19 protein-coding genes are annotated in these 23,617 nt (G+C 59.6%); 12 read left to right on the top strand and 7 right to left on the bottom strand.

Annotated elements, in window-relative coordinates; all coding sequences use genetic code 11:
* The first annotated feature begins 1 nt into the window (after nucleotide 1).
* The 4 genes from M9Q49_RS30935 (at nucleotide 2) to M9Q49_RS30920 (ending at nucleotide 8,502) form a co-directional block, all read left to right on the top strand.
* The gene (locus M9Q49_RS30935) at nucleotides 2-1,612 is read left to right on the top strand and encodes an L-serine ammonia-lyase, iron-sulfur-dependent, subunit alpha (RefSeq protein WP_254513171.1); all 1,611 of its coding nucleotides are present in this window, start codon (nucleotides 2-4) and stop codon (nucleotides 1,610-1,612) included.
* Between the two features lie 493 nt (nucleotides 1,613-2,105).
* Nucleotides 2,106-4,883 carry a flagellin N-terminal helical domain-containing protein gene (locus tag M9Q49_RS30930; RefSeq protein ID WP_254513170.1) on the top strand — a complete coding sequence of 926 codons (2,778 nt, stop codon included), beginning with the start codon at nucleotides 2,106-2,108 and terminating at the stop codon, nucleotides 4,881-4,883.
* Nucleotides 4,884-5,215: 332 nt separating this feature from the next.
* Nucleotides 5,216-7,951, top strand: a complete 2,736-nt coding sequence (gene fliD / locus M9Q49_RS30925; RefSeq protein ID WP_254513169.1) for a flagellar filament capping protein FliD — start codon at nucleotides 5,216-5,218, stop codon at nucleotides 7,949-7,951.
* Between the two features lie 35 nt (nucleotides 7,952-7,986).
* Complete coding sequence (locus tag M9Q49_RS30920; protein ID WP_254513168.1) at nucleotides 7,987-8,502, top strand: flagellar export chaperone FliS; 516 nt, start codon at nucleotides 7,987-7,989, stop codon at nucleotides 8,500-8,502.
* Here M9Q49_RS30920 and M9Q49_RS30915 read toward each other — a convergent pair.
* Nucleotides 8,499-9,059 carry a DUF4416 family protein gene (locus tag M9Q49_RS30915; RefSeq protein ID WP_254513167.1) on the bottom strand — a complete coding sequence of 187 codons (561 nt, stop codon included), beginning with the start codon at nucleotides 9,057-9,059 and terminating at the stop codon, nucleotides 8,499-8,501. The genes M9Q49_RS30920 and M9Q49_RS30915 overlap by 4 nt on opposite strands.
* A gap of 122 nt (nucleotides 9,060-9,181) precedes the next feature.
* On the opposite strand from M9Q49_RS30915, the gene M9Q49_RS30910 reads away from it, so the two are divergent.
* Together M9Q49_RS30910 and acpS are read left to right on the top strand one after the other, a co-directional pair.
* On the top strand, nucleotides 9,182-9,517 hold the full coding sequence (locus tag M9Q49_RS30910) for a co-chaperone GroES (RefSeq protein WP_254513165.1): 336 nt from the start codon (nucleotides 9,182-9,184) through the stop codon (nucleotides 9,515-9,517).
* Nucleotides 9,518-9,627: 110 nt separating this feature from the next.
* On the top strand, nucleotides 9,628-10,041 hold the full coding sequence (gene acpS, locus M9Q49_RS30905) for a holo-ACP synthase (protein WP_254513164.1): 414 nt from the start codon (nucleotides 9,628-9,630) through the stop codon (nucleotides 10,039-10,041).
* A gap of 105 nt (nucleotides 10,042-10,146) precedes the next feature.
* Here acpS and M9Q49_RS30900 read toward each other — a convergent pair whose 3' ends face one another.
* On the bottom strand, nucleotides 10,147-13,392 hold the full coding sequence (locus M9Q49_RS30900) for a PSD1 and planctomycete cytochrome C domain-containing protein (protein WP_254513163.1): 3,246 nt from the start codon (nucleotides 13,390-13,392) through the stop codon (nucleotides 10,147-10,149).
* Between the two features lie 213 nt (nucleotides 13,393-13,605).
* Between M9Q49_RS30900 and M9Q49_RS30895 the strand changes: the two genes are divergently transcribed.
* The 3 genes from M9Q49_RS30895 (at nucleotide 13,606) to M9Q49_RS30885 (ending at nucleotide 16,511) form a co-directional block, all read left to right on the top strand.
* A complete protein-coding gene (locus tag M9Q49_RS30895) occupies nucleotides 13,606-14,553 on the top strand; it encodes a hypothetical protein (RefSeq protein ID WP_254513162.1) in 948 nt (315 codons plus the stop codon).
* Nucleotides 14,554-14,588: 35 nt separating this feature from the next.
* A complete protein-coding gene (locus tag M9Q49_RS30890) occupies nucleotides 14,589-15,509 on the top strand; it encodes a cation diffusion facilitator family transporter (RefSeq protein ID WP_254513161.1) in 921 nt (306 codons plus the stop codon).
* Between the two features lie 198 nt (nucleotides 15,510-15,707).
* Nucleotides 15,708-16,511: a sugar phosphate isomerase/epimerase family protein gene (locus tag M9Q49_RS30885; protein WP_254513160.1), complete on the top strand. Its 804-nt coding sequence runs from the start codon at nucleotides 15,708-15,710 to the stop codon at nucleotides 16,509-16,511.
* An 18-nt stretch (nucleotides 16,512-16,529) separates the two neighbouring features.
* Here the strand turns inward: M9Q49_RS30885 and M9Q49_RS30880 are convergent, their stop codons facing one another.
* On the bottom strand, nucleotides 16,530-17,366 hold the full coding sequence (locus M9Q49_RS30880; RefSeq protein ID WP_254513159.1) for a hypothetical protein: 837 nt from the start codon (nucleotides 17,364-17,366) through the stop codon (nucleotides 16,530-16,532).
* Nucleotides 17,367-17,518: 152 nt separating this feature from the next.
* Here M9Q49_RS30880 and M9Q49_RS30875 point away from each other — a divergent pair, with 152 nt between their 5' ends.
* Genes M9Q49_RS30875 through mutY form a run of 3 tightly spaced genes read left to right on the top strand, consistent with a single transcriptional unit; the run spans nucleotide 17,519 to nucleotide 20,921 of the window.
* Nucleotides 17,519-18,859: a hypothetical protein gene (locus M9Q49_RS30875; protein WP_254513158.1), complete on the top strand. Its 1,341-nt coding sequence runs from the start codon at nucleotides 17,519-17,521 to the stop codon at nucleotides 18,857-18,859.
* The gene (locus tag M9Q49_RS30870) at nucleotides 18,856-19,791 is read left to right on the top strand and encodes a peptidylprolyl isomerase (protein WP_254513157.1); all 936 of its coding nucleotides are present in this window, start codon (nucleotides 18,856-18,858) and stop codon (nucleotides 19,789-19,791) included. Before M9Q49_RS30875 ends, M9Q49_RS30870 begins: the two co-directional genes overlap by 4 nt.
* Nucleotides 19,792-19,799: 8 nt before the next feature.
* Nucleotides 19,800-20,921 carry an A/G-specific adenine glycosylase gene (mutY, locus tag M9Q49_RS30865; protein WP_254513156.1) on the top strand — a complete coding sequence of 374 codons (1,122 nt, stop codon included), beginning with the start codon at nucleotides 19,800-19,802 and terminating at the stop codon, nucleotides 20,919-20,921.
* A 14-nt stretch (nucleotides 20,922-20,935) separates the two neighbouring features.
* Here mutY and M9Q49_RS30860 read toward each other — a convergent pair whose 3' ends face one another.
* From M9Q49_RS30860 to M9Q49_RS30845, 4 genes are all read right to left on the bottom strand, one after another.
* Nucleotides 20,936-21,898: a glycosyltransferase family 2 protein gene (locus M9Q49_RS30860; protein ID WP_254513155.1), complete on the bottom strand. Its 963-nt coding sequence runs from the start codon at nucleotides 21,896-21,898 to the stop codon at nucleotides 20,936-20,938.
* A gap of 361 nt (nucleotides 21,899-22,259) precedes the next feature.
* A complete protein-coding gene (locus M9Q49_RS30855; protein ID WP_254513154.1) occupies nucleotides 22,260-22,937 on the bottom strand; it encodes a hypothetical protein in 678 nt (225 codons plus the stop codon).
* The gene (locus tag M9Q49_RS30850; protein WP_254513153.1) at nucleotides 22,934-23,251 is read right to left on the bottom strand and encodes a hypothetical protein; all 318 of its coding nucleotides are present in this window, start codon (nucleotides 23,249-23,251) and stop codon (nucleotides 22,934-22,936) included. The genes M9Q49_RS30855 and M9Q49_RS30850 overlap by 4 nt, the downstream gene beginning before the upstream one ends.
* Nucleotides 23,252-23,267: 16 nt before the next feature.
* The gene (locus M9Q49_RS30845) at nucleotides 23,268-23,519 is read right to left on the bottom strand and encodes a DUF4177 domain-containing protein (protein ID WP_254513152.1); all 252 of its coding nucleotides are present in this window, start codon (nucleotides 23,517-23,519) and stop codon (nucleotides 23,268-23,270) included.
* Between the last annotated feature and the right edge of the window lie 98 nt (nucleotides 23,520-23,617).

Here is a 23,617-nt window from a genome sequence, read left to right as displayed (position 1 = left end):
TATGAGCTCACTACCTGTCAGCATTTTTAACGATGTGATTGGCCCCGTGATGCGTGGGCCGTCGAGTTCGCACTGTGCGGCGGCGCTGCGGATTGGCAGGCTCGCGCGCGATCTGATGGGCGGCGAGATCGACGAAGTGCTCGTTGAGTTCGATCGCAACGGCTCGCTGCCGACGACGCACGACAGCCAGGGCTCCGACATGGGGCTGTTCGGCGGCTTGATGGGCTGGGAAGCCGATGATGAACGGCTGCCTGATTCGCCGCGGCTGCTCGAGGAATCCGGCGTTCGCATTCGCATTGAAACGGTCGATGCGGGCGATGAGCATCCGAATACGTATCGCTTAACGCTGCGCAACAAAGACGGGCAGCACTTCTTGCGCGCTATCTCGACTGGTGGCGGCATGATGGAGGTGATCGAGATCGACGGCTACGAGGTTTCGCTCTTCGGCGACTTTCACGTGACGCTGATTTGGACCACCAGTGAGCGGCTGCTGGTGCACAAGTGTCCCACTTTGTGTTCGGCGACCTTTTTCGACCCCGGTTTGCTAGTTGTTCAAGCGAATGAGTTTGTCTCGCCAGCGCTAATCCAGGAGTTTCAGGCGAAAGGGCACCCAATCACCGCCGTTCAGCGACTCGCGCCGGTGCTGCCGGTGTCGTCGTTCGTCGGCATGACGACGCCGTTTTCCAGTTGCGCAGAAATGCTGAGTTACGATGCGGGCCGCAATACGCCGCTCGCCAAGCTCGCACTGCTGTACGAACAACAACGCAGCGGTCTCAGCGAAGAAGCCGTCATCGACAAGATGATCTCCATCGTGCGCATCCTCCGCAAATCGATCGCGCAGGGGATCGCCGGCACCGAATACGCCGATCGAATTTTGCCGCCGCAAACGCCGTCGTTCGCGGCCGAACTAAGCGCTGGCCGACTGCTCGGTGGCGACGCCTTGAATAGGTGTATTCTTTATGTCTCCGCTCTCATGGAAGTGAAGAGCTCGATGGGCGTGATTGTGGCAGCACCCACGGCCGGCGCTTGTGCTGCCTTGCCGGCCGCAGTTATTGCCCTGGCAGAAGTCATGGGCAAGAACGAACGCGAGATGGCCGAGGCGCTGCTCGCGAGTGGCTTGATCGGCGTGTTCATTGCGTCGCGCTGGACTTTCGCTGCCGAAGTAGGTGGTTGCCAGGCCGAAGGTGGATCAGCTGCGGCGATGGCTGCGTCAGCTCTTGTCACGCTGGCTGGTGGTTCATTACCGCAAGCGCTGGCCGCCTCGTCGATGGCGATGCAGAGCATGATCGGGCTGATCTGCGATCCGGTGGGCAATCGAGTAGAAGTTCCTTGCCTGGGCAAGAATGTGATGGCGGCCACGAACGCGCTCGCCTGTGCGAATATGGCCCTCGCGAACTTCGCGCAGATCATTCCTTTCGATGAAGTGGTCGATACCGCGATGCGCGTGGCGAAGCAGATGCCCCGCGAGCTGCGTTGCACGAATCTCGGTGGCTTATCGATTACGCCGACGTCGCAGGCGATCGAAGCCGACCTAGTCGCGCGAAAGTCGTGTGGTAACGGTTGTGGCTGCGGCGTGCCGGTGCGCACGCCATTGACCTTGATCGGTAAGTGATCGCGCTGCGAGTTTCTCAATCAACTCGCCTGTTAAACCTTGCCGATTGTGGCGACTGTTCGCACCACGGCAACTCTGCCTCGTCGCTTGCGTTCCGGTTGTAACGCCTGCGCAGTCTCTTTGCTGCGGCGTACTGCAAGAGTGTGCTGGCAGAGCCCTGAATGCCTAAAGCGGCGCACAAAGCAAGTCGAAGGTAGAGGTTAGATAGAACCTTTTGCTGACGCGTAGACACGGGCAGCAAGGACGCAGCTACCCGAAGGACTCGGAACACCCGTTACGACCGTCAGCCTCGATCGGCGATGTTCGGAAAGTGGCAGAAACCGAGTCCCGCCGATTTGCGAGTTGAGGTTCTTTAAGTCACGGTTCGTTAATCGATGGTGTTGACGGTTTGCAGCCCAGCCAGCAGCCGCACAGCCAATGCCGACATCCGGAACCTTTTTCGTTTTCCGGCTAAGGCTCCACAAGGTTTTCACAACTCACAAGGGTGCATGGCATGAGCCGTATTAACACAAACGTCAGTTCTTTGATCGCGCAGAAGACCCTCACACGGTCGAACGATCAGTTGCAAGAAGCTCTTAGCCGCTTGAGCACCGGTGTGCGGATCAACAGCGGTAAAGACGACCCGGCCGGTTTGATCGCCAGCGAAAACCTTCGCCGTGACATCACCTCGTCGCAACGGGCGATCAGCAACACCGAACGAGCCACGCAGCTCATCAGCACCGCTGACTCGGCCCTCGGCCAGATCAGCAACCTGCTGAACGACGTTCGCGGTCTGGTGACCGAAGCCGCCAATACCGGTGTGCTCAGCGACGAACAAATCGCTGCTAACCAGCTGCAAGTCGACAGCTCGCTCGAAGCCATCGACCGTATCGCTCAAGTCACGACGTTCCAAGGCCGCAAGCTGCTCGACGGCAGCCTCGACTTCATCAAGACCACGACCTCGGGCGGCAGCTCGCTGGTCGACCTGAACATTCAAAAAGCCAACCTGGGCCAAACGGGCTCGCTGAGCGTTGCGGTTGATGTTACCGCCGCCGCGACTCGCGCCTCGGTCACCACGAACGCTGCCGCCATCAACTATGGTCCGGGCGCTGCTTCGAGCGGTTCGATCACGCTGCCGACCGTTACCACTCCGCAGTCGCAAGCCGCGGGCAACCTCAACCTGAGCGGTGCTGCTGGTCAGATCAACATTCAAGCCGTCAACGGCGGTGCCGCTCAAGGCGCCACGGGCAATGCGACGGACGTGCAAGTGCAAGCGGCTGCCAACGTCGCTCAAGCGACTGGCAATATCTCGCTCGGCAACTCGGGCGCGGTGATCAACGTTCAAGCTGCTGCCGGTGGTGTGGCTGACGGTACGGTTGGCAATGCTGCCGACGTCACCATTCAAGCCGCGGCTGGCATCGCCCACGCTTCGGGTACGTTGACCCTGACGAACGGCTCGATCAACATCTCGGCCGCTTCGGGCAGTGCTGCTCAAGGTGCGACGGGCAACGGTGTGACGATCGTGTTGACCAATTCGGGTGCGAGCACGACCGCTGCTTACGACTCGGGCACGAACACGTTGACCATCGACGTCGCCAGCGCTGGCGATACGATCTCGAACATCAGCGCTGCCATCGATGGCACCTCGGCCTTCGTCTCGTCGGTTGCGACCGGCGGTGCGGGCGCCTACGACGTGGGTGACAACAGCGCGGGTCTCACGAGCGTTCTCTCGGGTGGTAACAACGGCACGACCAGTGCTTCGTACAATGCCGGCACGAACCTGATCACGGTCAACGCTGCGTTGGGCGCCACGGTGACCAGCATCGCTTCGGCGATCAACGGCCTGGCCGATTTCAATGCGACGGCGACCTTCGGTGGTGGTAACACCTACCAACAAGCCGACAACGCCACGAACAACAACTTCCTGTCGGGCGGCAACAACGGCACGACCTCGGTCAGCTACAACTCGACCAGCAACCTCATCACCGTGAACGCCGCGGTGGGTGCGACGGTTGGCTCGATCGCCACCGCGATCAACGGCCTGGCCGACTTCAACGCTTCGGCCACGCTCGGCAGCGGCAACTCGCTGACCGGTGCTGACTACACGACGACGAACAACCTGTTGTCGGGTGGTGCGAACGCGGTGAATGCGAACGACGTGATCACGATCACCTCGAACACCGACGGCTCGGCCTTCAACGGCACGCTGACCTTTGCCGCCAACGGCTCGGTTCCCGCCAACGGCGTGAGCGTGACGAAGACTGGTCCGAACATCACGGTCAACGTCAACAACACTTCGACCTACAACGTCGATGACCTGGTCACCGCGATCCAAGGCCAGCTGAGTGGTTACACGGTCAGCCGCACTGGCTCGGCTGGTGACGGCAGCTTTGCCGCCGCGACCGAAACTTCGACGACCACGGCTTTGACCGGTGGTACGAACGACACGGGCACGGGCCTCTCGGCCGACCTGGTCTTCAAGCTCTCGGGTGCTTCGGGCTCGCAAGTGTTCACCTTCGCGGCCGGCAACACGCTGACGAACATCGTCGACAGCATCAACCTGGTGTCGGATGCGACCGGTGTCGCCGCCAGCATCAGCTCGGGCACGCTGCAACTCAACTCGACTGCATACGGCAGCAACGCCTTCGTCGATGTCGATGTCCGCAGCGAAGGAACGGGTGGCACGTTCGCCGCCGGCCTGAGCTCGACCCGTAGCACGGGTTCGGATATCGTCGCCACGGTCAACGGTACGCTGGCCAACGGCAACGGTAACCGCCTCTCGATCAACACTTCTTCGCTCGAACTCAACCTGACGGTTGCCGATGGCAGCAGCACCGACGTCAACTTCACCATCAGTGGTGGTGGTGCGGTGTTCCAACTCGGTCCGGACGTGGTCAGCACGCAACAAGCCCGCATCGGCATCGGCAGCGTGAACACTGCCGACCTCGGTGGTACGAACGGCCGCTTGTTCGAACTCCGCTCGGGCAGTGCCAAGGACCTGAAGTCGGACACGACGGGCGCCGCCAAGGTGGTCGATGAAGCGATCAACAAGGTCACTTCGCTCCGCGGTCGACTGGGTGCGTTCCAACGTACGACTCTCGAAACGAACATCGCTTCGCTGTCGGACACGTTGACCAACCTGACCGAAGCCGAAAGCTCGATCCGCGATGCCGACTTCGCCGCTGAATCGGCCAAGCTGACACGTGCTCAAATTCTGGTGCAATCGGGTACCTCGGTGCTCCAAATCGCCAACCAGAACCCGCAACAAGTGCTGTCGCTGCTGCGTGGTTAATCCCCGCTGATCGCGATCACTGATTAAAACTCGCAGCCGCCGGCTTGAGGAAATCTCTCGCTGGCGGCTGTTTTTCTGCGCAGGTTATTGCTGCGAGTACGCAGGTTATTGCTGCGAGTACGCAGGTTATTGCTGCGAGTACGCAGGTTATTGCTGCGAGTACGCAGGAAGTAACTACGGTTGCGCAGGTTTGCTGTCACTAAGTCGCAGTTGCTGCCAGTACGCAGTGTATTCACCGCCGGGGCAAACTTTTTGCTTTGTTCCGATTAGTCCGATAGCCGATGCAATGAGAAGAGGGTATGCGCACCGGTAACCGCTAGCAAAGTAGATGTATGGGTCGGATCACTTCGAGCATCGGTCTCTCGACCGGCATCAATATCGAAGACACGGTTAATAAGCTGATGGAGCTTGCCTCCCAGCCGAAGACAACCGCCACTGCGCGCAAAGCTGCCCTCGGAACGCAGCAAGCTGCCATCACCGATCTGACGGCATCGACCCTGGGCGTGCAATTCGCCGTCAAACGTCTCGCCACAACCTCGCTCTTTACGAAACGGGCCGTTACTAGCAGCTCGACGTTGCTCACAGCGACCGCCACCAGCGGCGTTGCTCCTGGCACTTATCAATTCACTGCCGTTCGTCAGGCTCAAAACGCTCAAGTGCTGAGCTCCGGCGTGGCTTCGAAAGATGCTCCGCTGGGCGTGGGAACATTTTCGTTCCGCTTTGGCGGCGCGATCACTTCGCCGGTTTCGCTCGATGAACTCAATGGCGGCGCGGGCGTGACTCGCGGCAAGATTCGCATCATCGATCGCAATGGCGGCGCGGCGACAATCGACTTGCGTTATGCGCAGACGATCGATGACGTGGTCAATGCGATCAATTCAACCGACACCGCCGACATCACGGCCAGCGTCGAAGGCGATCGGCTGAAAATTACCGATCGCTCGGGTGGCTCGGGCAATTTGCGAGTGCAGGAAGTATCGGGCGGCAGCACCGCCGCTGATTTGGGGCTGTCGGGAATCAACGTCGCGGCGAACTCTGCCACTGGCAACGACGTGCTGAAGTTGCAATCCGATCTGGCGTTGTCGCAGCTCAACGATGGCAACGGCCTGAGTATTCGCACGGGCGTGAGCGATCTCAACGTGACGCTCCGCGATGGAACTTCGCTGTCGGTCGATTTCAATCGCGTCTCGCCGCCGCGCACCGAGAAAACACTGGGCGACTTGATCAATACGATCAACGAAGCCGATCCTACGAAGTTGCGCGCCGAGATCTCGGCCGATGGCGATCGGATTGTGCTGACCGATCTGACGACGGACACCGGTGGCACGTTTGCCGTTTCGAGCACTTCGGGTGGTTCGCTCGCCGAGGACCTCGGGTTGACCGGAACCGCCACGGGCGGCACGCTCAACAGCGGCCGGCTTCGCGGCGGTTTGCAATCGCCGTTGCTGCGGACATTGAATGGCGGCCAAGGCCTGGGAACTCTCGGCACGATCAATCTGACTGACCGCAGCGGCGCGACAGCTTCGATCGATCTCTCCGGGGCCGAAACGCTCGACGATGTGACCAAGGCCATCAACGGCGCCGGTCTCGGTCTGCGCGCCGAGATCAATTCGGCTCGCAATGGTTTGCAGATTGTCGACACGACGAACACCTCCACGAGCAACCTGATTGTCGCCGACGGCGACGCGAACAACACGGCCACCAAGCTCGGCATCGTCGGCAGTGTTTCGACCGATACGATCCGCGGCGGTACGTTGTCGCGGCAAATCGTCAGCGAAAACACTTCGCTCAGCGACTACAACGCGGGCCAGGGCGTGCGCACCGGTTCCTTCCTGATCAAGGATTCGAACGGCCGCGAAGGTGCGATCAATTTCACCACGTTGCAGCCGAAGACGATCGGCGACGTGATCAGTGCCATCAACAATCTGGCTCTCGGCGTAACGGCCAAAATCAATGACACGGGTGATGGCATCGCGCTGGTCGACACCGGCGGCGGCTCGCAGCGACTGACGGTCACCGACGTCGGCGGCGGCAAAACAGCAGCCGATTTGCGGCTGACCACCACGGCGACCGATACCACGGTCGGCGGCAATCCGGCGCAAGTCATCGGCGGTTCGACGGCTTTTAATGTGACGCTCGATGCCGACGATACGCTGACCGATCTGGTCACCAAGCTCAACGCGTTGGGCGCGAATGTCACCGCCAGCATCGTCACCGATGGCGCGGGCACGCTCCGAAATCACTTGTCGCTGGTCAGCGGCATTGCCGGTCGCGCAGGTGATTTGCTCGTCGACGGCAACGGCGTGGGGCTCAAGTTCCAAACGCTAACCGCTGCCCAAGACGCACTGGTGAGCGTCGGCGGCGCTAATGGCCGGCTGGTCTCTTCGACCAGCAACAAGTTCACCAATGTGGTCGAAGGCCTCGATATCTCGATCACCGGCGCGTCGACCGACACCATCAATGTTTCGGTCGCGGCCAGTTCCACCGATGTCGAGTCCGCCGTGCAGTTGTTTGTCGATCAGTACAACAAGCTGCGCGACAAGATGACCTCGTACACGTTCTACAACACCTCAGACGACACCAAAGGGACGTTGTTCGGCAGTTCCGATGTGGTTCGCCTCGACTCTGACCTGAGCCGCGCGGTGACGCAACGTTACTTCACCACGGGCTCCGTTCGTTCGTTCAGCGAGCTTGGAATCAGCCTTGATGATTCCGGCAAGATGACGTTCGACAAAAGTCGGTTGCAGGCTCGTTATCAGAGCGACCCCGACGGCCTGACCAGCTTCTTCACCGACGCGACCAGCGGTTTTGCGAAGAAAGTCGACGACACGCTCGAGCGACTCGTCGGCCGAGATAATTCCACGTTGGTCAATCGCGCCAAGGTGCTGCAGCAGCAGCTGGAAGACTCGACAACGCGCATCGATTTTCTCACTACCATGCTCGACAAGCAGCGCGAACGACTGACCAATCAGTTTTACGCGATGGAAACCGCGATCAGCAAAATCAAGAGTAGTGCGTCCGCCATCGACTCGATCAAGTACATCAACCCCGACGGTACTTCGAGTTAATTTCTCCCTTCGCTTCCGGGCCCAAGGTAAAGGCAATGGATTACCGCAACACCTACCTCGAAACGCAAATCACCACGGCGACTCCGCAGAAGCTCCGGCTGATGCTGATCGAAGGCGCGATCCGCTTCGCTCAGCAAGCCATCAATGCCTGGGAAGAAGGCCGCGGCGAGGATGGTTTGTCGGCACTGATGCGTAGCCAAGCGGTCGTGGCGGAATTGCTCGGCAGCGTGCGCGAAGACGGCACGCCGATCACTCGGCAGGTCATCGACATCTATGCCTTTCTTGCGCTCGAGCTGCATGCCGCCGAGATGGACGCCGACGCGCAGCGCATCGCCGGTGTCATTCGCGTGCTGCAAGAAGACCGCCAGACCTGGCAGGAACTCTGTCAGCAAATGCCCGAAGCGCCTCAGCCCGTCGCCAGCGAATATTCGCAGGCATCCGAGATCCTTGCACCCCGCCGCGTCGAAGCCAGCTTCTCGGCTGGCTACTCGCCGCCGCAGGTCAATTTTCCGAGCACGGGCGCGAGCAGCGGTTTTTCGCTCGAGGTTTAACCCCCTGCCGGGCCAGAAAACTGTTCCCGATAACGCTGCCGCAAATATTCGCGGCAGCGCGTGAAGAACTCGTGGTAATCGGCCCGCTGATAATCGGGATAGGTCCACTGCCGAGTCTGCCAGCCGCCGCGAGCAAAGTGCAGCGTCACTTCGGCAAAGATTCCTTGCGATAAATAGAGGCGATGATCTCGGTCCTTCGTCGAAGCCAATACCAGCTTGGCTTCGGTGAGGTAGCCCGGATCGATATTGAGCGGCCGAGCTTCGGCGTGGTTGTTTGCCGCGCGGTACTCTTCTTCCCAGTGGTTGGCCGCGAGCTTCAGCTCGGGGAGTTGTCCTGGATCGACCAGTCGCTCGCCGGCGAGAAACATCTTCTGCAGGTCGGGGCCCATCGACTTTTCATAGTAGGTCGTTTCGCGATGCTCAAAGCAATCGCTGGCCAGGGCGACCGGCCCCCAAACGGCGGCGAACCGTTCGCGGGTCCAATCCAGTGCCGCCGGGTGCCGGCTGAAAACGGCTGCGATCAGCAGCACCGGCCGTTGTGTGATGACGTCGCCCATAGAGATCAGCTGAAGCCCCTCGACTCTGTTCGCCGTGCGGGTTAAGGTTGAAGCAGTAACGTTGTTTCTTACCTGCTGTCTTACGATCCGCTCGCGGGATCGTCAACTTAGCTCAAGCTCACATGGTGAAAGCAAAGTCTCGCGGCTTGGAATATGTCGAACCGATCGGCGCCCGCGTGCTCGTGCGCAAGGACGAACCGAAGCGGCAAACCAAGGGTGGCATCGCCCTGCCCGATGCGTCGGAAATCCCGACCATCACCGGCCGCATCGTAGCCATCTCGGCGCAAATCGAAAACGACGAAGACACGCCGCTGCGGCAATACGACAAGATTCTGTTTCATCCGAAAAACGCGATTCCCGTCGACTTCGAATCCGACAACCAACTGTTCGTGATTCCGGTCGACGACGTTGTCGCCGTTTTTCGCCGCGGCACGCCGGAAGAGAAGAGCGAAGAGTAGAGAAGTTCTGAGTTCGGAGTTTTGAGTTCTGAGACAAGAGAGCATCTCCATCGAGATTCTTGTCTCAGAACTCAAAACTCAGAACTCAAAACTATCGTAGCGGAGCCCCCATGAACGTCGTCGGCATTGGTACGGATATCATCGAGTGTCTGCGGATTGCGCAGATGATCGAACGGCATGGCGAGCTGTTTCTCAACCGCGTCTATACTCCGCACGAGATCGAGTATTGCAGCGCCCGCCGCGCCGCGACGCAGCATTACGCCGGCCGCTTTGCTGCCAAGGAAGCCATTCTCAAAGCGCTCGGTACGGGTTGGACCCGCGGCATTGCGTGGGCCGACATGGAAGTCCGCAACGACTTCGGCGGCAAGCCCCGCGTGCTCCTCGGCGGCGGAGCGAGAGAGATTTGTGCCCAGCAGGGCATCTCGCAAATTCTCATCAGCATTAGTCATTGCCGGACCCATGCGACCGCTTATGCCCTCGCGATGGGAAGTGGCGATACCGGCGTGATGGGGCTGCGAGATTAGTTCGGGAGGGCGAGGCTCCCGCCGAGCCGCGCCGGTTGAAAGCAGTCGCCAGCAGCCATTGAACGTCCACCGTAGCGGCTCGGCGGGAGCCTCGCCCTCCCTTCGTCAATCCACGAACAAAAACTCGTTCGTCGAAAACAGCACCTGGGCCAGTTGTTCCCAGGGATCGAGTTGCGTGACTTGCGGACCGACGAAATCGGCTTTCGATTGCCAAGTGCTTTCGGCGGCAGTGATCCGCACTTCCCACGTGAACTGATCGTTGTTCAGCGTGCCGCCGATGTCGACTGCGAAATCGACCGTGTCACCCGCTTTTAGTTCGAGCGTGTCGACTTTGAAATCAGCCGTTTTGTTGTGCGTGTGAGCTTCGTGCAACAAGCCGCCACGGCTGCTCACCAGCCGGCCCCGCACACCGTCGCCGGCTTTCGTATCGTGTTTCAAGGTCGAGTCGATTTTGATGGTCACATCGCGCGGCGCGGTCCAGCGGCGGATGGCAGCGTGTTGCAGGTCGTTGCCTGCGTGACCGCCGTCGGCAGTTAGTTGCACCCAACCGAGCTTCTCATCCGGCCAGTTGCTGCCACCTTGCCAGGCCGTGCCGTTGAAGTGGGGCAGCTTCGTGAAAGCCTTAATCTGCTTCGTGTCCTCGGCGAACTCGCCATAGCCGTACTGCCAATCAGCCGCTGTGGCCGAGATCGGTTGCTGCGACTCTTCTTCCTTGGCGTTCACGAGCGCGAGGGCTGCGGCGACCTGCTCGAGCGTCGCGTTGCGTTGATACACGGCTTGAAAGATCTGCTGCACGCGAGCTTCCGGCGAATCGGTTTTCGCGGTGCGAGTGGCCAGCGCCTTCGCGCGGCGGAGGATGATGTCGTCGTTCAAAAAGAAGAGAGCCTGCTGCGGCACGGTGGTGTCGCTGCGCTGCGAGATGTGTAGATCGGGATTGGCGAAATCAAAAATCCGCAGCGTGGCTGGCAGAAACTGCCGATCGATGTTGCCGTAGAGCGAACGACGTTTGAAACTCGCGGTGAAGAGATCGCTCGGTTTGCCGCCGAGCGTGCGCTTCAGTTCGCCGGTTGCAGCGAAGAGGCGGTCGCGCAGTTCTTCGAAAGTGAGTCGCCGTTGATTCATCCGCCACAGGAGGCGATTTTCGGGATCGACCTGCTGAGCCTTGGCGAGCGCCGCGCGATCAGCGGGGCCTTGCGACGACTGCTGATAGGCTTCACTTAGCATGATCCGCCGATGGAGTTTCTTCAGGCTCCAACCGTCTTCAAGGAAGCGGCTCGTCAGCCAATCGAGCAACTCCGGGTGGCTCGGCAATTCGGCCCGCACTCCAAAGTCGCTCGGTGAACGGACCAGACCGGCGCCGAAGTGATGCAGCCAAACGCGATTGACGATCACGCGCGGCGTGAGAGGATTTTTGGGATCGATGATCGCGCGGGCCATTTCCAAACGGCCGCTGCCGTGCTGAAACGGTTTGCGATCTGGCCCAGCGAGGATCGCGAGAAACTGTGGCGGCGCTTCGGGCGCATTGAGCGTGGCTCGGCCGCGCTTGCGAATGTACGCCGGCTGCGGTTGCGGCCGATCTTGCAAAATAACCGCTTGCGGCGGCGACAGCGGCTGCCCGATCAACCAGGCATCGACCTCGCCTTGCGCTTTCCACAGCTCCGTGCAGCTGCCGAGATCAAAATACATTTCGTTGTCGACGATAGCCGTGTTCGGCACTTCGCAAGGAGCTTCCTCTCCGTGGAGTACGGCTTTTAGTGGCTCCGCAGTCGCAGCGGCCAAGAGTTGACCGTAGCGCGCGGCCACTTCTTGATGCGAAGTGACCGGCGCTTGGAACGCCTCGCGCACGACTGGATTCAAGTCCTCGCGCTGGGCAATTGCTTTCGTCACTTCAACGGCCTTCTGAGCAAACGAATCATCGGCAGGAAGTTTGTTGAATTCAAACCAGGGGACAAAGATCGACTTCGTGTTCTTCTCTTCTTTGCGCAGATAGGCCTGCCAGCGGCGAACCGAGGCGGGAATGATGTCGGTCTTTTCCAGGACCTGATCAAAACCTTCGTCGGGATACTTCTGCAACTCGCGCTGAGCCAGCAGATAATCGACGACGCGCGCTCGGACGCGATCGCCGGCTTCTTGCCGTTTTTTCGCCAGCAGATCGGCCAGCTTTTGTTCGCGCTTCTTCAGTTCGGTCTCATACGCCTGCCAGGCTTCGTTGCGTTCGGCGGGATCGGCGACAGAGAGTTGCCGTTCGAGGCAGTTCTGAAAAACGCCGTAGAGCGAGTAATAGTCAGCCGTCGGAATCGGATCGTATTTGTGATCGTGACAGCGCGCACAAGCGACGGTCAGCCCCATCGTGCCGCGGGTGAGCACATCGATTCGGTCGTCGATGATGTCGTGCGTCACGCCCAGGAACCGCCGGCCGAGTGTGAGAAAACCCATCGCGGCGAGATCGCCTCGATCAGCGCTGGCCGTGTGATCTGTCACCACTTGATCGGCGGCGATTTGCAACAGCAGAAAGCGATCGTAGGGCAAGTCGTTATTGAGCGAACGGACGACCCAATCGCGATACGACCACGCATGAATCCAAGTGCGATTCTCCCGCGCATAGACGTAGCCCTTGGTATCGGAATAGCGCGCGACATCGAGCCAATGGCGGCCCCATTGTTCGCCGTAGTGAGGCGACTCGAGCAGCCGATCGATGAGCTTTTCATAAGCGCGCGGATCTTCGTCGCGCACAAACGCCTCGACCTCTTCGCTGGTCGGCGGCAGGCCGAGGAGATCGAAGGTCGCACGGACGATGAGCGTGCGGCGATCGGCTCGCGGCGTTGAAACGAGTCCCGCGGCACCGAGCTTCATCCGAATGAAGGCGTCGATCTTGTTGGCCAAAGACGCGCGATCGCCGAGCTCTGGAATTGGCGGATCACGCAATGGTTGAAACGCCCAGTGCGTGCGAATGGCATCGTCAGTCTTGGCAGCGAGCGGCGTCTTCGGCCAGGGCGCGCCGAGTTTGATCCATTGCTCGAAGGCCGCGATCTGTTCGTCTTTCAACTTGCGATTCGGCGGCATCTGCACTTCGCCAGTTTGCCGGAGCGCTGCGATGAGCAGACTTTTTTCTGGTTCGCTGGGGACGAAGGCGGGGCCGGTGTCGCCACCCTTCAACGCGGCGGCGCGCGTGTCGAGTCGCAGCGAGCCTTCCTGCTTTTTGCTGCCGTGGCATTCGAGGCACGTCTCGACCAGCACGGGCCTGACGCTCTTTTCGAAGAGCTCGAGCGCGGCCTCGTCGGCGGCCGTCGCAGCAGCGGCGCAGACGAAAAAGAGGATCAGCACGGCGGGAAGGAAATGGCGGGTGTGCATAAAGTGTGACTCTGGCATAGGCCCGAGCGGAAAGCAACTTTTTGTCCCCAGTAGGACGGACCATTGGTCCGTCAACGAAGCGGGTACCAAGCAGTCTTGGCTGCAAACGCTGCTCGTAGACGGACCACTGGTCCGTCCTACTGCCGCTTGTTCCAGCCGTTGCCGCGCACGAAACTAATACGACTCTATTACTACTCTGCTCGCGAGTTTCTTATGCATCGCTATTCACCTTCTGGCGCTGTGCCGATTGCTGGCGGATTGATGACCGTGGCCGGCGGGCTGTTTGCAGCCGCCGCGATGGCGTTTGTGTACGCGTTCATCATTCGCTGGATCCCATTCATCTATTTGAATTTCCTCGCCACGCTGGGCTTCGGCATGGGGATGGGCATCGTCATCACGATGCTCGCCAGCATGGGCAAAATTCGCAGCCCGCTGTTCGTGAGGTTCACGTGGCTGTTGACGTTGCTGTTTGGGTATTACGTCTACTGGGGCATGACGATGTGGGCTCACGGCGCGTGGCAGCTCGGCCTGCAAGTTTTCATGCCTCGCGCCGTTATCATGTTTGCCGGATATCTCTTCGAGAACGGCTCGTGGGGGCTGAAGAATGGCGACCCGGTTACCAGTTGGTTTCTGGTTGCGTTTTGGGTCGTTGAGTTTGGCGTGCTCGCTTATTTTTCATACATCATGGCCGTCGCCAATATCGATCAGCCGTTCTGCGAGCAGTGCAACGAATGGACGGAAACCGAAAAGGGAGTTGCGCTCTATCACGCGACCGGCTTGGAACCCGAGTGGGACAAAATCCGCCTCGGCGAATTTCAGTCGCTCGTGCAGCTGCCGTTGCTGTCGGCCAGCTTGTCGGAATATGTGCGGATGGATGTGAATGCTTGTCCGAAATGCACGAACAGCAACTTCCTCAGCATTCAAAAAGTAAAGACCGCCATCGACAAGGACGGCGATGAATCGACTAAGGAATCGGCACTCATCGCCAACATGACGCTGAGTGGCGATCAGTTGGCGCAGGTTCGTTTGCTCGTCGATCAAGCTGCCGATGCCGCGGCCGAAGCGGCGGCGGCAAGAACGCTGGAATTGGAAGAGGCTGAGAAAGCCCAGCAGGCCGCGGCTGACGATGGAAACGGCTTCCCGCCGATCAAGGTCGAGTAGCTGAGTTAGTCAGAGAGGCGGACTACGATAGAGGTATGGCCCATGACCATCATCACCACGACCACGCCGCGGGAAACTTACTCACGGCGTTTCTGCTGAACCTGGCTTTCACCGGCATCGAGATCGCCGGCGGCTATTGGACCAACAGCGTGGCGATTCTCAGCGACGCGGTGCATGACTCGGGCGACTGCCTGGCGCTCGGCCTGGCGTGGTATCTACAACGATTGGCGCAGCGCGGAGCCGATGCGCGATTCACCTATGGTTATCGCCGCTGGTCTTCGCTCGGCGCGCTCATTACGGGCGTGGTGCTGATTGTGGGGCTGTCGGTCGTGGTGTGGGAAGCGGTTGAGCGGATTCGTTCGCCGCAGCCGGTAAAGGCGCCGGGCGTTGTGGTGCTCGCGGTTGTCGGCGTGTTGTTCAACGGCCTGGCTGCCTGGCGGTTATCGCATGGCCATTCGCTGAACGAACAGATGGCCCGCTGGCATCTGCTGGAAGACACCTTTGGTTGGCTGGCCGTGCTCGTCGGCGGCGTGGCGATGTTGATCTGGGACCTGCCGATTTTGGATCCGCTGTTTGCCCTGCTGATCGCTGCCGTGATTCTGTGGAACGTGGTGGGAAATCTCAAAAAGGTCGGCCACATTTTTCTGCAAGGTGCGCCGCACGGCTTTGATCCCGCTGCTTTTGAAAAGGAGTTGGCCGAGTTACCGAAGTTGATCAGCAGCCATTCGACCAACACCTGGACACTCGACGGCGAACGGCATGTCTTTTCGACCCATCTCGTTCTCGCGCCGGATGTGACGCGCGAAGAAATCGTCGCCCTCAAAGCACGCGTGCATGAGCTGCTGCGCGAGCATCATTTCGAGCACATCACGCTCGATGTGGAACTGGCGGGCGAACGGTGTGTAGCGGAGGAAGTGGGAGTCGAGGGACGAGAGAAAGACGATTGCTGCCACTAAACTAAATTGCCTTCCCTCGTCTCCCGCCCCTCGTCCCTCGCCTCCTTCCACCTGCTAGCACCAACCCCGCATTTTCCCGCTCGGTTGCTTTACAGCGCGAGGGGCATTCTGCATACTTGCCCTTCCACTTTGACTCATGGCTCGCACGCCTGCTTCTGCCAGCAGTCGGCCGAGCTTTGCCTGATATCGATTCGATCAATGAACCGCCTGGCCGTCAGCGAAATCACGACCTTCCGCTGGTCGTTTGAAGAGGACCTGCTGCACTACCGGCAGGCCGGCGTGTCGGCCATTGGCGTGTGGCGGCAGAAGCTCGAAGACTTCGGCGAAGAGCGGGGCATCGAGCTGCTTAAGCACCACGGCTGGCATGTCAGCAGCTTGCAGTGGGCCGGCGGTTTTACCGGCAGCGACGGCGGCACGCACAACGAAAGCATCGACGACGCCATGGAGGCCGTCCGCACGGCCCACGCCCTCGGTGCCTCATGCTTGCTGCTTCACAGTGGCAGCCGCGGCGTGCATACCCACAAACATGCCCGCCGCTTGCTGCGAACGGCCATCGATCAACTCATTCCACTGGCCGAAGCGTTGCAAGTGACGCTCGCGCTCGAACCCATGCCGCGCGAAGCTGGCACCGATTGGACCTTTCTGCACGATTGGGATGAAACCCTCTCGCTGATCAACGACGTCGGCAGCGATTATCTGCGGGCGGTGTTCGATCTTTACTACTGGGGGCACGACGAAGTGACCCTCGCCCGCTTGCCCGAACTCGCGCCGAAGTTGGCCCTCGTGCAACTCGCCGACAGCCACAAGCCGCCGCAGCTCGAACCCAACCGCTGTGCCCTCGGCGACGGCGGCATCCCACTGCATGCCATCACCGAGCAACTGACCGCGGCCGGCTATCGCGGTTGCTATGAAGTGGAACTAATGGGAGAAGAAATCGAAGCGATGGACTACTGCGATTTGCTGAATCGATCGCAGCAAGAGTTTCAGCGATTGCTGACGTAACCTGCATCGTTGTGTAAATCAAAAACAACCACCCACAGGTCCAAAGCTGCCACCCATAGCCGAGCCGTTGGTGGCCACTTTCTTGCTGCGGATCGGCAACGAAGCGCTGCTGCCGCCGGTCGGTAATGCAGAGTTGGAAATGGGGAGCGATTGCAGCGTCATGGCTTGCAGTTGCTTTGCGCGGCGGAGCGTGGTGAGCGTGGCGGCCACTCTTTGATGGATGTCGCGCCGCTGCGAGACCACCAGCGTCCTCGAGTTTTCATGGCCGTTGATCGCGCCCGGACCGCCGACATCCTGCCACGAATCGGGTTCGACCGTCGAAGTGATCACTTCGATGATCGGACCGAAGTTGTAATACACGCCGCCTCCTTCCGCCGCCGGCGCCCGACAAACATCGGCTAGATCGGCGATCGGATAAATTCGCGTGGTCATGTTCTCGGGCGACTGGGCATCCTCGATCGTGGTGATCTTCAGCACCTCGTTCTTGGTCATGGTCGTGAGATTGAGATTGCCGAGCATCAATTTCAAACAGGCGTTGGCGCTCACGTCCTTCACTTCGAAATTGACCGGCTGATCGGGTTGCACGCCCGCATCCTCGATCTTTTTCGTCAGCACGACGGTGATGTTTGTCTTGTCGGCGAAGTGACGGATGGCATCTTTCAGCGGGACATCGACAAATTGAAAACTCACCTTCTGCTGCAAGGCTTCTTCGATTCGCTCGCCGGCTTCTGCTTCTCGATCGGTATAAGCCGACAGCGAAACTTCGCTGAACAATGGGGCGATGAGAACCGCGCCCACACACATCAACAACAGGCCAACCAGCGCACGCCCAACCACGGACCATGCATAAGACATGGAAACATTCCACTTTACCGGCAGCCCCTGCTCTCTCAACGATAGCGAATTGCGGCCCCGTTTGGCAAGCACATTTCGCAGCGCTCGCCTGACTGGCGGCCGCACCCTACAATGATCGCCGTGGGTGCTCTACTCTTCCCGGAGGTGCCGCAGTGAATGCTGCTCTTGTCTTGATTGGATTGCTCGTCCTCGGCCAGGCCGACAACACGGCTAAAAAAGCCCCCGAGCCCGCCGAAGTGGCCGCGGCTGCCGCGAAGAACGAAGAACTCGCCGTCAAGGTTCGCGCCCTTGTCAAACAACTCGATGCCAATCAATCGGCTCAGCGCGACACGGCTGAAAAAGACCTGGTCGGTCTCGGCTCTGATGTGCTGCCGCTGCTGCCGGTCGTCAACAATCGCACCCCCGCCGAAGTTCGCAACCGCCTGGCTCGTGTGCGGGCCGCGTTGCTGAAGATCGCCGTCGAAGCGGCCACCAAGCCGGCCACTGTCTCGCTCGATGGGGAGATGCTCACCTCCGAAGCCTTCAAAAAAATCTCGGAGCAAACCGGCAACAAGTTTGTCGATTACCGCGCTCGCTTCAATCAAGAAGACGATCCCAAGCTCAGCGATCCCAAGATCAAAGTCAGCTTGAAGAATGTCACCTTCTGGGAAGCCGTCGATACGGTTCTCGACGCCGCCGAGTTTTCGCTCTACGACTACGACGATGAAGCCGAAGCTCTCGCTTACACCGCGCGCGAAGCGAACGCCATCAAGCGCACCGGCCATGCTTTTTACGCCGGTCTGTTTCGGCTGGAACCAAGTCGCATCGAAGCCGTGCGCAATCTGAAAAACACCAGCAGCAGTTCGCTCCGTCTGACGGTCGATGCTGCTTGGGAGCCGCGCGTGCGGCCGATCGTGCTGCAGCAACCGCTGGCCGATGTCACGGCCAAGGATGAAAGCGGTAACAGTTTGACATTCGATGGCGCGCAGGGTGAACCCGAGGTTCCTGTCGAAGGCACTAACGCGGGCGTCGAGATCGACTTCATGCTGAATGCTCCCACACGGAGCGTGAAAAAAATCGCGTCGCTCAAAGGCAAGCTGATGGCCACCGTCCTCGGCCGCGTCGAGACCTTCGAATTCCCCGATCTCGACAAAGCGAAACAAGTCGAACAAGAACGCGGCGGCGTGACGGTGATCGTCGATGAATGCCGCAAGAACGGCGAGATCTTCGACGTCAGCATGCGAGTCCGTTTCGACAAAGCAACCAACGCCCTCGAGTCGCACCGCGGTTGGATTTTTAACAACGAATGCTACCTGCTCGATCCGAAAGGCAACCGCATCGAGCAAGCGGGCATCGAAGCCGAGCTGCAAGATGTGAACGAAGTCGGACTCTCCTACAAGTTCGACCTCGGCGACGCCAAATCGGCGGCTGGCTACAAGTATGTCTACAAGACTCCCGCCGCCATCATCCGCATTCCGGTCGAATTCGAACTGACGGACATCGACCTGCCATGAGCCAACCCACCTTCCGAACGCTCGTGGTGGTGTGCCTGGCGATGTTTACCGCGCGCGCATCGTACGCGCAAGACAAACCACCAATCGCTGCTACTGTTCAAGGCCACGCGATTCTCGTTTCTCAGCTCGAGCGCGACCTCGCCCGCGTTATCAAAGAACGCAAAATCTCCGAGGCCGAGCGAACGCAGTTGCAGAAGCAAGTCCTGCAACTCGCCGTCGATCGGCAACTCGTGTTGCATTACCTCGCCACCAGTAAGCAAGGAGCCAGTTCGCAGGATGTCGACTTGGTCATCGCCCGCTTGCAAAAGAAGCTCGATAACGAAGGGGTGAAGCAAGCGGAGTTTTTAAAGCAGCAAGGACAAACGCTGGCCGAGTTTCGCGATCAGCAGCTGTGGGAACTGAGCTGGCAGAAATATCTCGATAAGTATCTGACCGAAGCTGCCCTGCAAAAATACTTCGACAAGAATCGCCGCGATTTCGACGGCACGGAGCTGCATGTTGCGCACCTTCTGCTCACCGCGCCGGCCGATGCCACGGCTGCCGATCGTGAGAAATTGAAAACCCGCGCTGCCGCGATTCGACAGGAGATCGTCGACAAGAAAGTCTCCTTCGCCGATGCGGCCAAAAAGAATTCGCAATCGCCGACGGCAGCCGCGGGTGGCGACATTGGTTGGATCAGCCGGCGGGAACCGATGCCAGAGAGTTTCAGCGCCGCCGCATTCGCCCTGCCAGTTCATGATATCAGTCAGCCGGTCGAATCGTCGTTCGGCGTGCATCTGATTACCACGCTCGAAGAAAAACCGGGCAAGCGCACCTGGCAAGAAGCCGCCGATGAACTCCGTCCTGCCGTGATCCGCTATTTGTTTCGTTGGATTGCTGACAAAGAACGCCCCACCGCAAAGATTGAATACACCGAGCACTGGCCGCATTAGCAACGATCATGGAAGACCCAACTCCGCCAACTTTCACCGCGCCGCAGCGCCGTCAGTTTGCCAAAAAACTCCTCGCTTGGTTCTCCACCGCCGCCCGCGACCTTCCTTGGCGGCGGACGCGTGATCTCTACTCCATCTGGATCAGCGAGATCATGCTACAGCAAACACAGGTGGCCACTGTCATCGGCTATCACGAGCGGTTCCTCGCAGCCTTTCCGAACGTCGCTGCTCTCGCGGCCGCCGAAGAAACGCAAGTTCTGCGGCTGTGGGAGGGCCTCGGCTATTACCGCCGTGCCCGCCAACTGCATACAGCCGCCAAGAAGATCGTCGCTGAACATGGCGGCGATTTTCCGCGCAGCTACGAAGCGGTGCGCGCGCTTCCGGGCATCGGCAGGTACACGGCTGGCGCGATCCTTTCGATCGGTCTCGATCAACGATTGCCGATTCTGGAAGCGAATACGATCCGCGTTTTTAGCCGATTGATTGCACTCGCCGACGATCCGCGCACCACGCGCTCGCAGGCCCGGTTATGGACCTTCGCTGAAGAGATTCTGCCGGCAGAAAACTGCGGCGCATTCAATCAAGCGCTCATGGAACTCGGCAGCGAGATTTGCACACCGAAAGCGCCGAGCTGCGCGGTCTGTCCTGTTTCGGCGCACTGTGCTGTGTATGCTCAGGGACGCACGGCAGAGATACCGCTGGCGGCGAAGAAGACGACTTACACCGACCTCACCGAAACGGCCGTCGTGGTGCGCCGCGGCAGCAAGTTTTTGATCCGGCAGTGTCAGCCTGGCGAGCGCTGGGCCGGGCTATGGGATTTTCCGCGTTTCTCTTCACCGCCTGCCAGTCACGAAAGTTGGCTGCCGACGGCCAGCGATCATCTGCTGAACTGGCTCGATGTGCAGATCGAACCGATCGCACATCTGGCGACGACGAAACATGGCGTGACTCGCTTTCGGATCACGCTGCATGTGCTCGACGCGACCTGGATTGCAGGTGGCAAGACCAGCGCGCAACAGCGCTGGGTGACGCGCGATGAATTGCACGAGCTGCCGCTGAGCGTCACTGGCCGCAAGATCGCCGGGTTGCTCGCGCCGGCGAAACCGGCGCGGAAGAAAGTCAAAAGCTGAACGAGCAACCGCAGTTACGCAGCTCGCCGCCGCGGTCTGCTGGCTTCGACTTCTTCTTGTTCCTCGCGAACGCTCTCGAGCGACAGCGTGCTTGGTTCCGCAGCTTCGAGCAGTGTGCGGGCCTCGGCGATGTGCTCGGCATATTTCAGCTGAGTGCCGCTGTGGAACAAGCCCACCGCGCGGCCGATCAGCATCGTCAAGGCATCGCCCTTCGGAATGCGAAGCGTAAAGTCGAGCGCCACCGAGAGCGAGTGCAACAACACGGGCAACGTCCGCCGCCGTCCAGCATGCCGACAGAAGAGGCGTTCCAGCGAGCGACCATGAGCGAACCCGCCCAGTCGCGGCGCGGCCGACTTCTCGTGCAACATGACATCGAGCGGATGAATCGTCTTCAGCTCGAGCGCGGCCAGCGAAATCGCGAGGTCGATATCGGCTGCTACGCCCAGCGACTCCTGCCAGCCACCAAGTGCTTCGAGCACATCGCGGCGGAAGAAACCAGCTTCGATCGTGGGTCCCGTTGACTTAAGGTTTTCGACGCGGCGAATGTTCTTCAGCTCAATGCCGCGGCCCACGATCTTGCGCGAGCCAGTCATGCTGTAGCGCACACCGGCGGCTGTGATTTGGCCATGCACCGCGTCGACAATCAGCGGCGTGAGGGCGGCGACGCGGCTATCGGCAAACCGTTCGACGGCGGCGTCGGCCCAGCCTTCGACCGCGATCATTCGGCAGCCGAGCATGTGGACGATATCGCCGCTGGCAGCCGACAGGCCAGCATTCATCAGTTGCACCAGCGTCGGCCTGCCGTTGACGCGAACGAAGCGGACCTCGTTCTGCAATCCATACGGATCGTCATAGGGCTGGACGTGGACGACCAGCACTTCGCAATCGTCGGGGCGATTCTGCAGCACCGAGACGAGCGTATCGTCGAAGTCGGTGGCGGCGCCGAGACATGGTATGACAATCGAAAGCCGAGGCACGTGAGACCTTCCTTGGCGACCCATGCAGAGAGGATCCGTGGCAGCAAAACCTGCGAAAGAACGAACCGGCCGGCACCATCCCTGGCCAGCCCAACGATCGACTGCGTACACGCGGTATTACACCGCGTTTTCGCAGTTAGCGCCGCGTGCTCGCAGTGTAGCACTGTGAATTCTTCGGCACTCTCCTGCCAGCAAATCCAGCCAAACCCACAATCGTGCGGAGGCGGGCTGCTAGCGTGTGGCAAGCAATCGTTCTAACTCGCGGCCGCAGGCAAGGTTGGTGATTAATGGCGAATCGTAATCACCGAGAAGGTTCTGCGCTGCGAACTAAGTCCGGCACGAACTGTGGACGCATTTTTTGCTAGGTCCATTCGGTCCGAAAGAGCGCAATTTGTTCTTCTGGATCATAGAAGAGCAGAATCGCTTGAATGCCACCGCCACAGTAGGAGTATCCTTGCACTTCGCCAATGTAGCGAAAGGGAGTGCCTCGCCGATTTACTGGACCTTCCGGTTCGGGCGAACGCGACGAGACTGGCTTGCCGCCGACCTGCGAGATCAATGGGCCGCAAATATCACTTCCAGCCACATAGGGAGTCTCGGCATACCATGGAATGCGGCCGTGTAAGCGATAACCTCGCTTGCTCTCTTCATAGGTTGAAAAACGCAACTGATAATCAGCTTCGATCTCGTGTTCCAATCCAGGCATCGCTCGATAGATTTCGCCCGACTCGTAGGCGAAATACCGGAAGTCACCAGTAAAGCGATACTTTCCATCGACAACTTGAAATGCATACTGTCCCATCGAGTTGTAATAATCGTGGAATTCGCGAGTGAAATAACCCACGTCCAATTCCAGGAGTGGTTCGATGGGCGTCACAAAATGGAGCCAGCCGCTCAGTTCTTTGTCGACAACCGATGCATCGAGCGAAATAAGCGGCAAAAAATGCCTTCGCTGAAGCGCCAGCGGCTCCGTAAAGACATCTTCGAACTCCGGGAAAGGTCTCAGGTATGGTTGCGCCGTGCGGATGCTTTCGATCATGCACAATCTCCGCCGATCTGAAGCTGCGTCGCTTCGACCACGAACTCCGAAAGGTCCTCGGTCGACTCGATCCAGTATGGCTCTGCGGTGCTGATGCGCACGAGTTGCCGCCCTTGCTCGTCCTGCCACTGCGCGAGCACTACGCAGTCAACCAGCAACGGGCGGGGCAGGTCGATGCTCTCGTCGAGCCATTCGACAGTGAGAACCGGAACCTTATCGCGCAGCGTGTGCAGGTGGCCATCGGCATCGACGAATTCGCAATCGATCACGTCGAAAGCGAAGAAGCGTACGATTTGCGTTTGCAGCTTGGCCATCGCCTCACAAGTCAAATTAGCGCGAGCGCTTGAAATACAACTGCGTTGGCGTCATTCCCTTGGAGGGTTCGACGGCGACGAGTTCCCAGCCGTCCTTGCCGAGGACGTTCAGTTCACCAGCGCCGGCGCTCGTGCCGCTGAGGATTTTGTATTCGAACTTCACGCCCGCGGCGATCTTTTCGCCTTGGGCACCAGCGTATTGCCACGCACCGGCGATGGCGGTCAGGGCGACGGCGAGAATGGCGAGCGTTTGAAAGTTCTTGGTCATGAGAAAATCCTTGGAGAAGAGTTAGTAGTCGTCGAACGCTCCGCGGTCGATGAATGGCGGTCATCAATCAACTAGCGCCAGCCGCAGCGGACTTGTCT

Source organism: Anatilimnocola floriformis (genome assembly GCF_024256385.1).
Classification (GTDB): Bacteria; Planctomycetota; Planctomycetia; order Pirellulales; family Pirellulaceae; genus Anatilimnocola; species Anatilimnocola floriformis.
Note: the sequence above shows the minus strand (reverse complement) of the source record. Positions and strands in the feature narration are given on the sequence as shown.

Excerpts from the sequence above, each read along its gene's own strand:
- M9Q49_RS30895 (WP_254513162.1), top strand. The coding sequence starts at position 13,606 with ATGCATCGCTATTCACCTTCTGGCGCTGTGCCGATTGCTGGCGGATTG.
- M9Q49_RS30880 (WP_254513159.1), bottom strand. The coding sequence starts at position 17,366 with ATGTCTTATGCATGGTCCGTGGTTGGGCGTGCGCTGGTTGGCCTGTTG.
- M9Q49_RS30920 (WP_254513168.1), top strand. The coding sequence starts at position 7,987 with ATGGATTACCGCAACACCTACCTCGAAACGCAAATCACCACGGCGACT.
- M9Q49_RS30850 (WP_254513153.1), bottom strand. The coding sequence starts at position 23,251 with ATGGCCAAGCTGCAAACGCAAATCGTACGCTTCTTCGCTTTCGACGTG.
- M9Q49_RS30845 (WP_254513152.1), bottom strand. The coding sequence starts at position 23,519 with ATGACCAAGAACTTTCAAACGCTCGCCATTCTCGCCGTCGCCCTGACC.
- mutY (WP_254513156.1), top strand. The coding sequence starts at position 19,800 with ATGGAAGACCCAACTCCGCCAACTTTCACCGCGCCGCAGCGCCGTCAG.
- acpS (WP_254513164.1), top strand. The coding sequence starts at position 9,628 with ATGAACGTCGTCGGCATTGGTACGGATATCATCGAGTGTCTGCGGATT.
- fliD (WP_254513169.1), top strand. The coding sequence starts at position 5,216 with ATGGGTCGGATCACTTCGAGCATCGGTCTCTCGACCGGCATCAATATC.
- M9Q49_RS30935 (WP_254513171.1), top strand. The coding sequence starts at position 2 with ATGAGCTCACTACCTGTCAGCATTTTTAACGATGTGATTGGCCCCGTG.
- M9Q49_RS30930 (WP_254513170.1), top strand. The coding sequence starts at position 2,106 with ATGAGCCGTATTAACACAAACGTCAGTTCTTTGATCGCGCAGAAGACC.
- M9Q49_RS30855 (WP_254513154.1), bottom strand. The coding sequence starts at position 22,937 with ATGATCGAAAGCATCCGCACGGCGCAACCATACCTGAGACCTTTCCCG.
- M9Q49_RS30915 (WP_254513167.1), bottom strand. The coding sequence starts at position 9,059 with ATGGGCGACGTCATCACACAACGGCCGGTGCTGCTGATCGCAGCCGTT.
- M9Q49_RS30890 (WP_254513161.1), top strand. The coding sequence starts at position 14,589 with ATGGCCCATGACCATCATCACCACGACCACGCCGCGGGAAACTTACTC.
- M9Q49_RS30870 (WP_254513157.1), top strand. The coding sequence starts at position 18,856 with ATGAGCCAACCCACCTTCCGAACGCTCGTGGTGGTGTGCCTGGCGATG.
- M9Q49_RS30910 (WP_254513165.1), top strand. The coding sequence starts at position 9,182 with ATGGTGAAAGCAAAGTCTCGCGGCTTGGAATATGTCGAACCGATCGGC.
- M9Q49_RS30900 (WP_254513163.1), bottom strand. The coding sequence starts at position 13,392 with ATGCACACCCGCCATTTCCTTCCCGCCGTGCTGATCCTCTTTTTCGTC.
- M9Q49_RS30885 (WP_254513160.1), top strand. The coding sequence starts at position 15,708 with ATGAACCGCCTGGCCGTCAGCGAAATCACGACCTTCCGCTGGTCGTTT.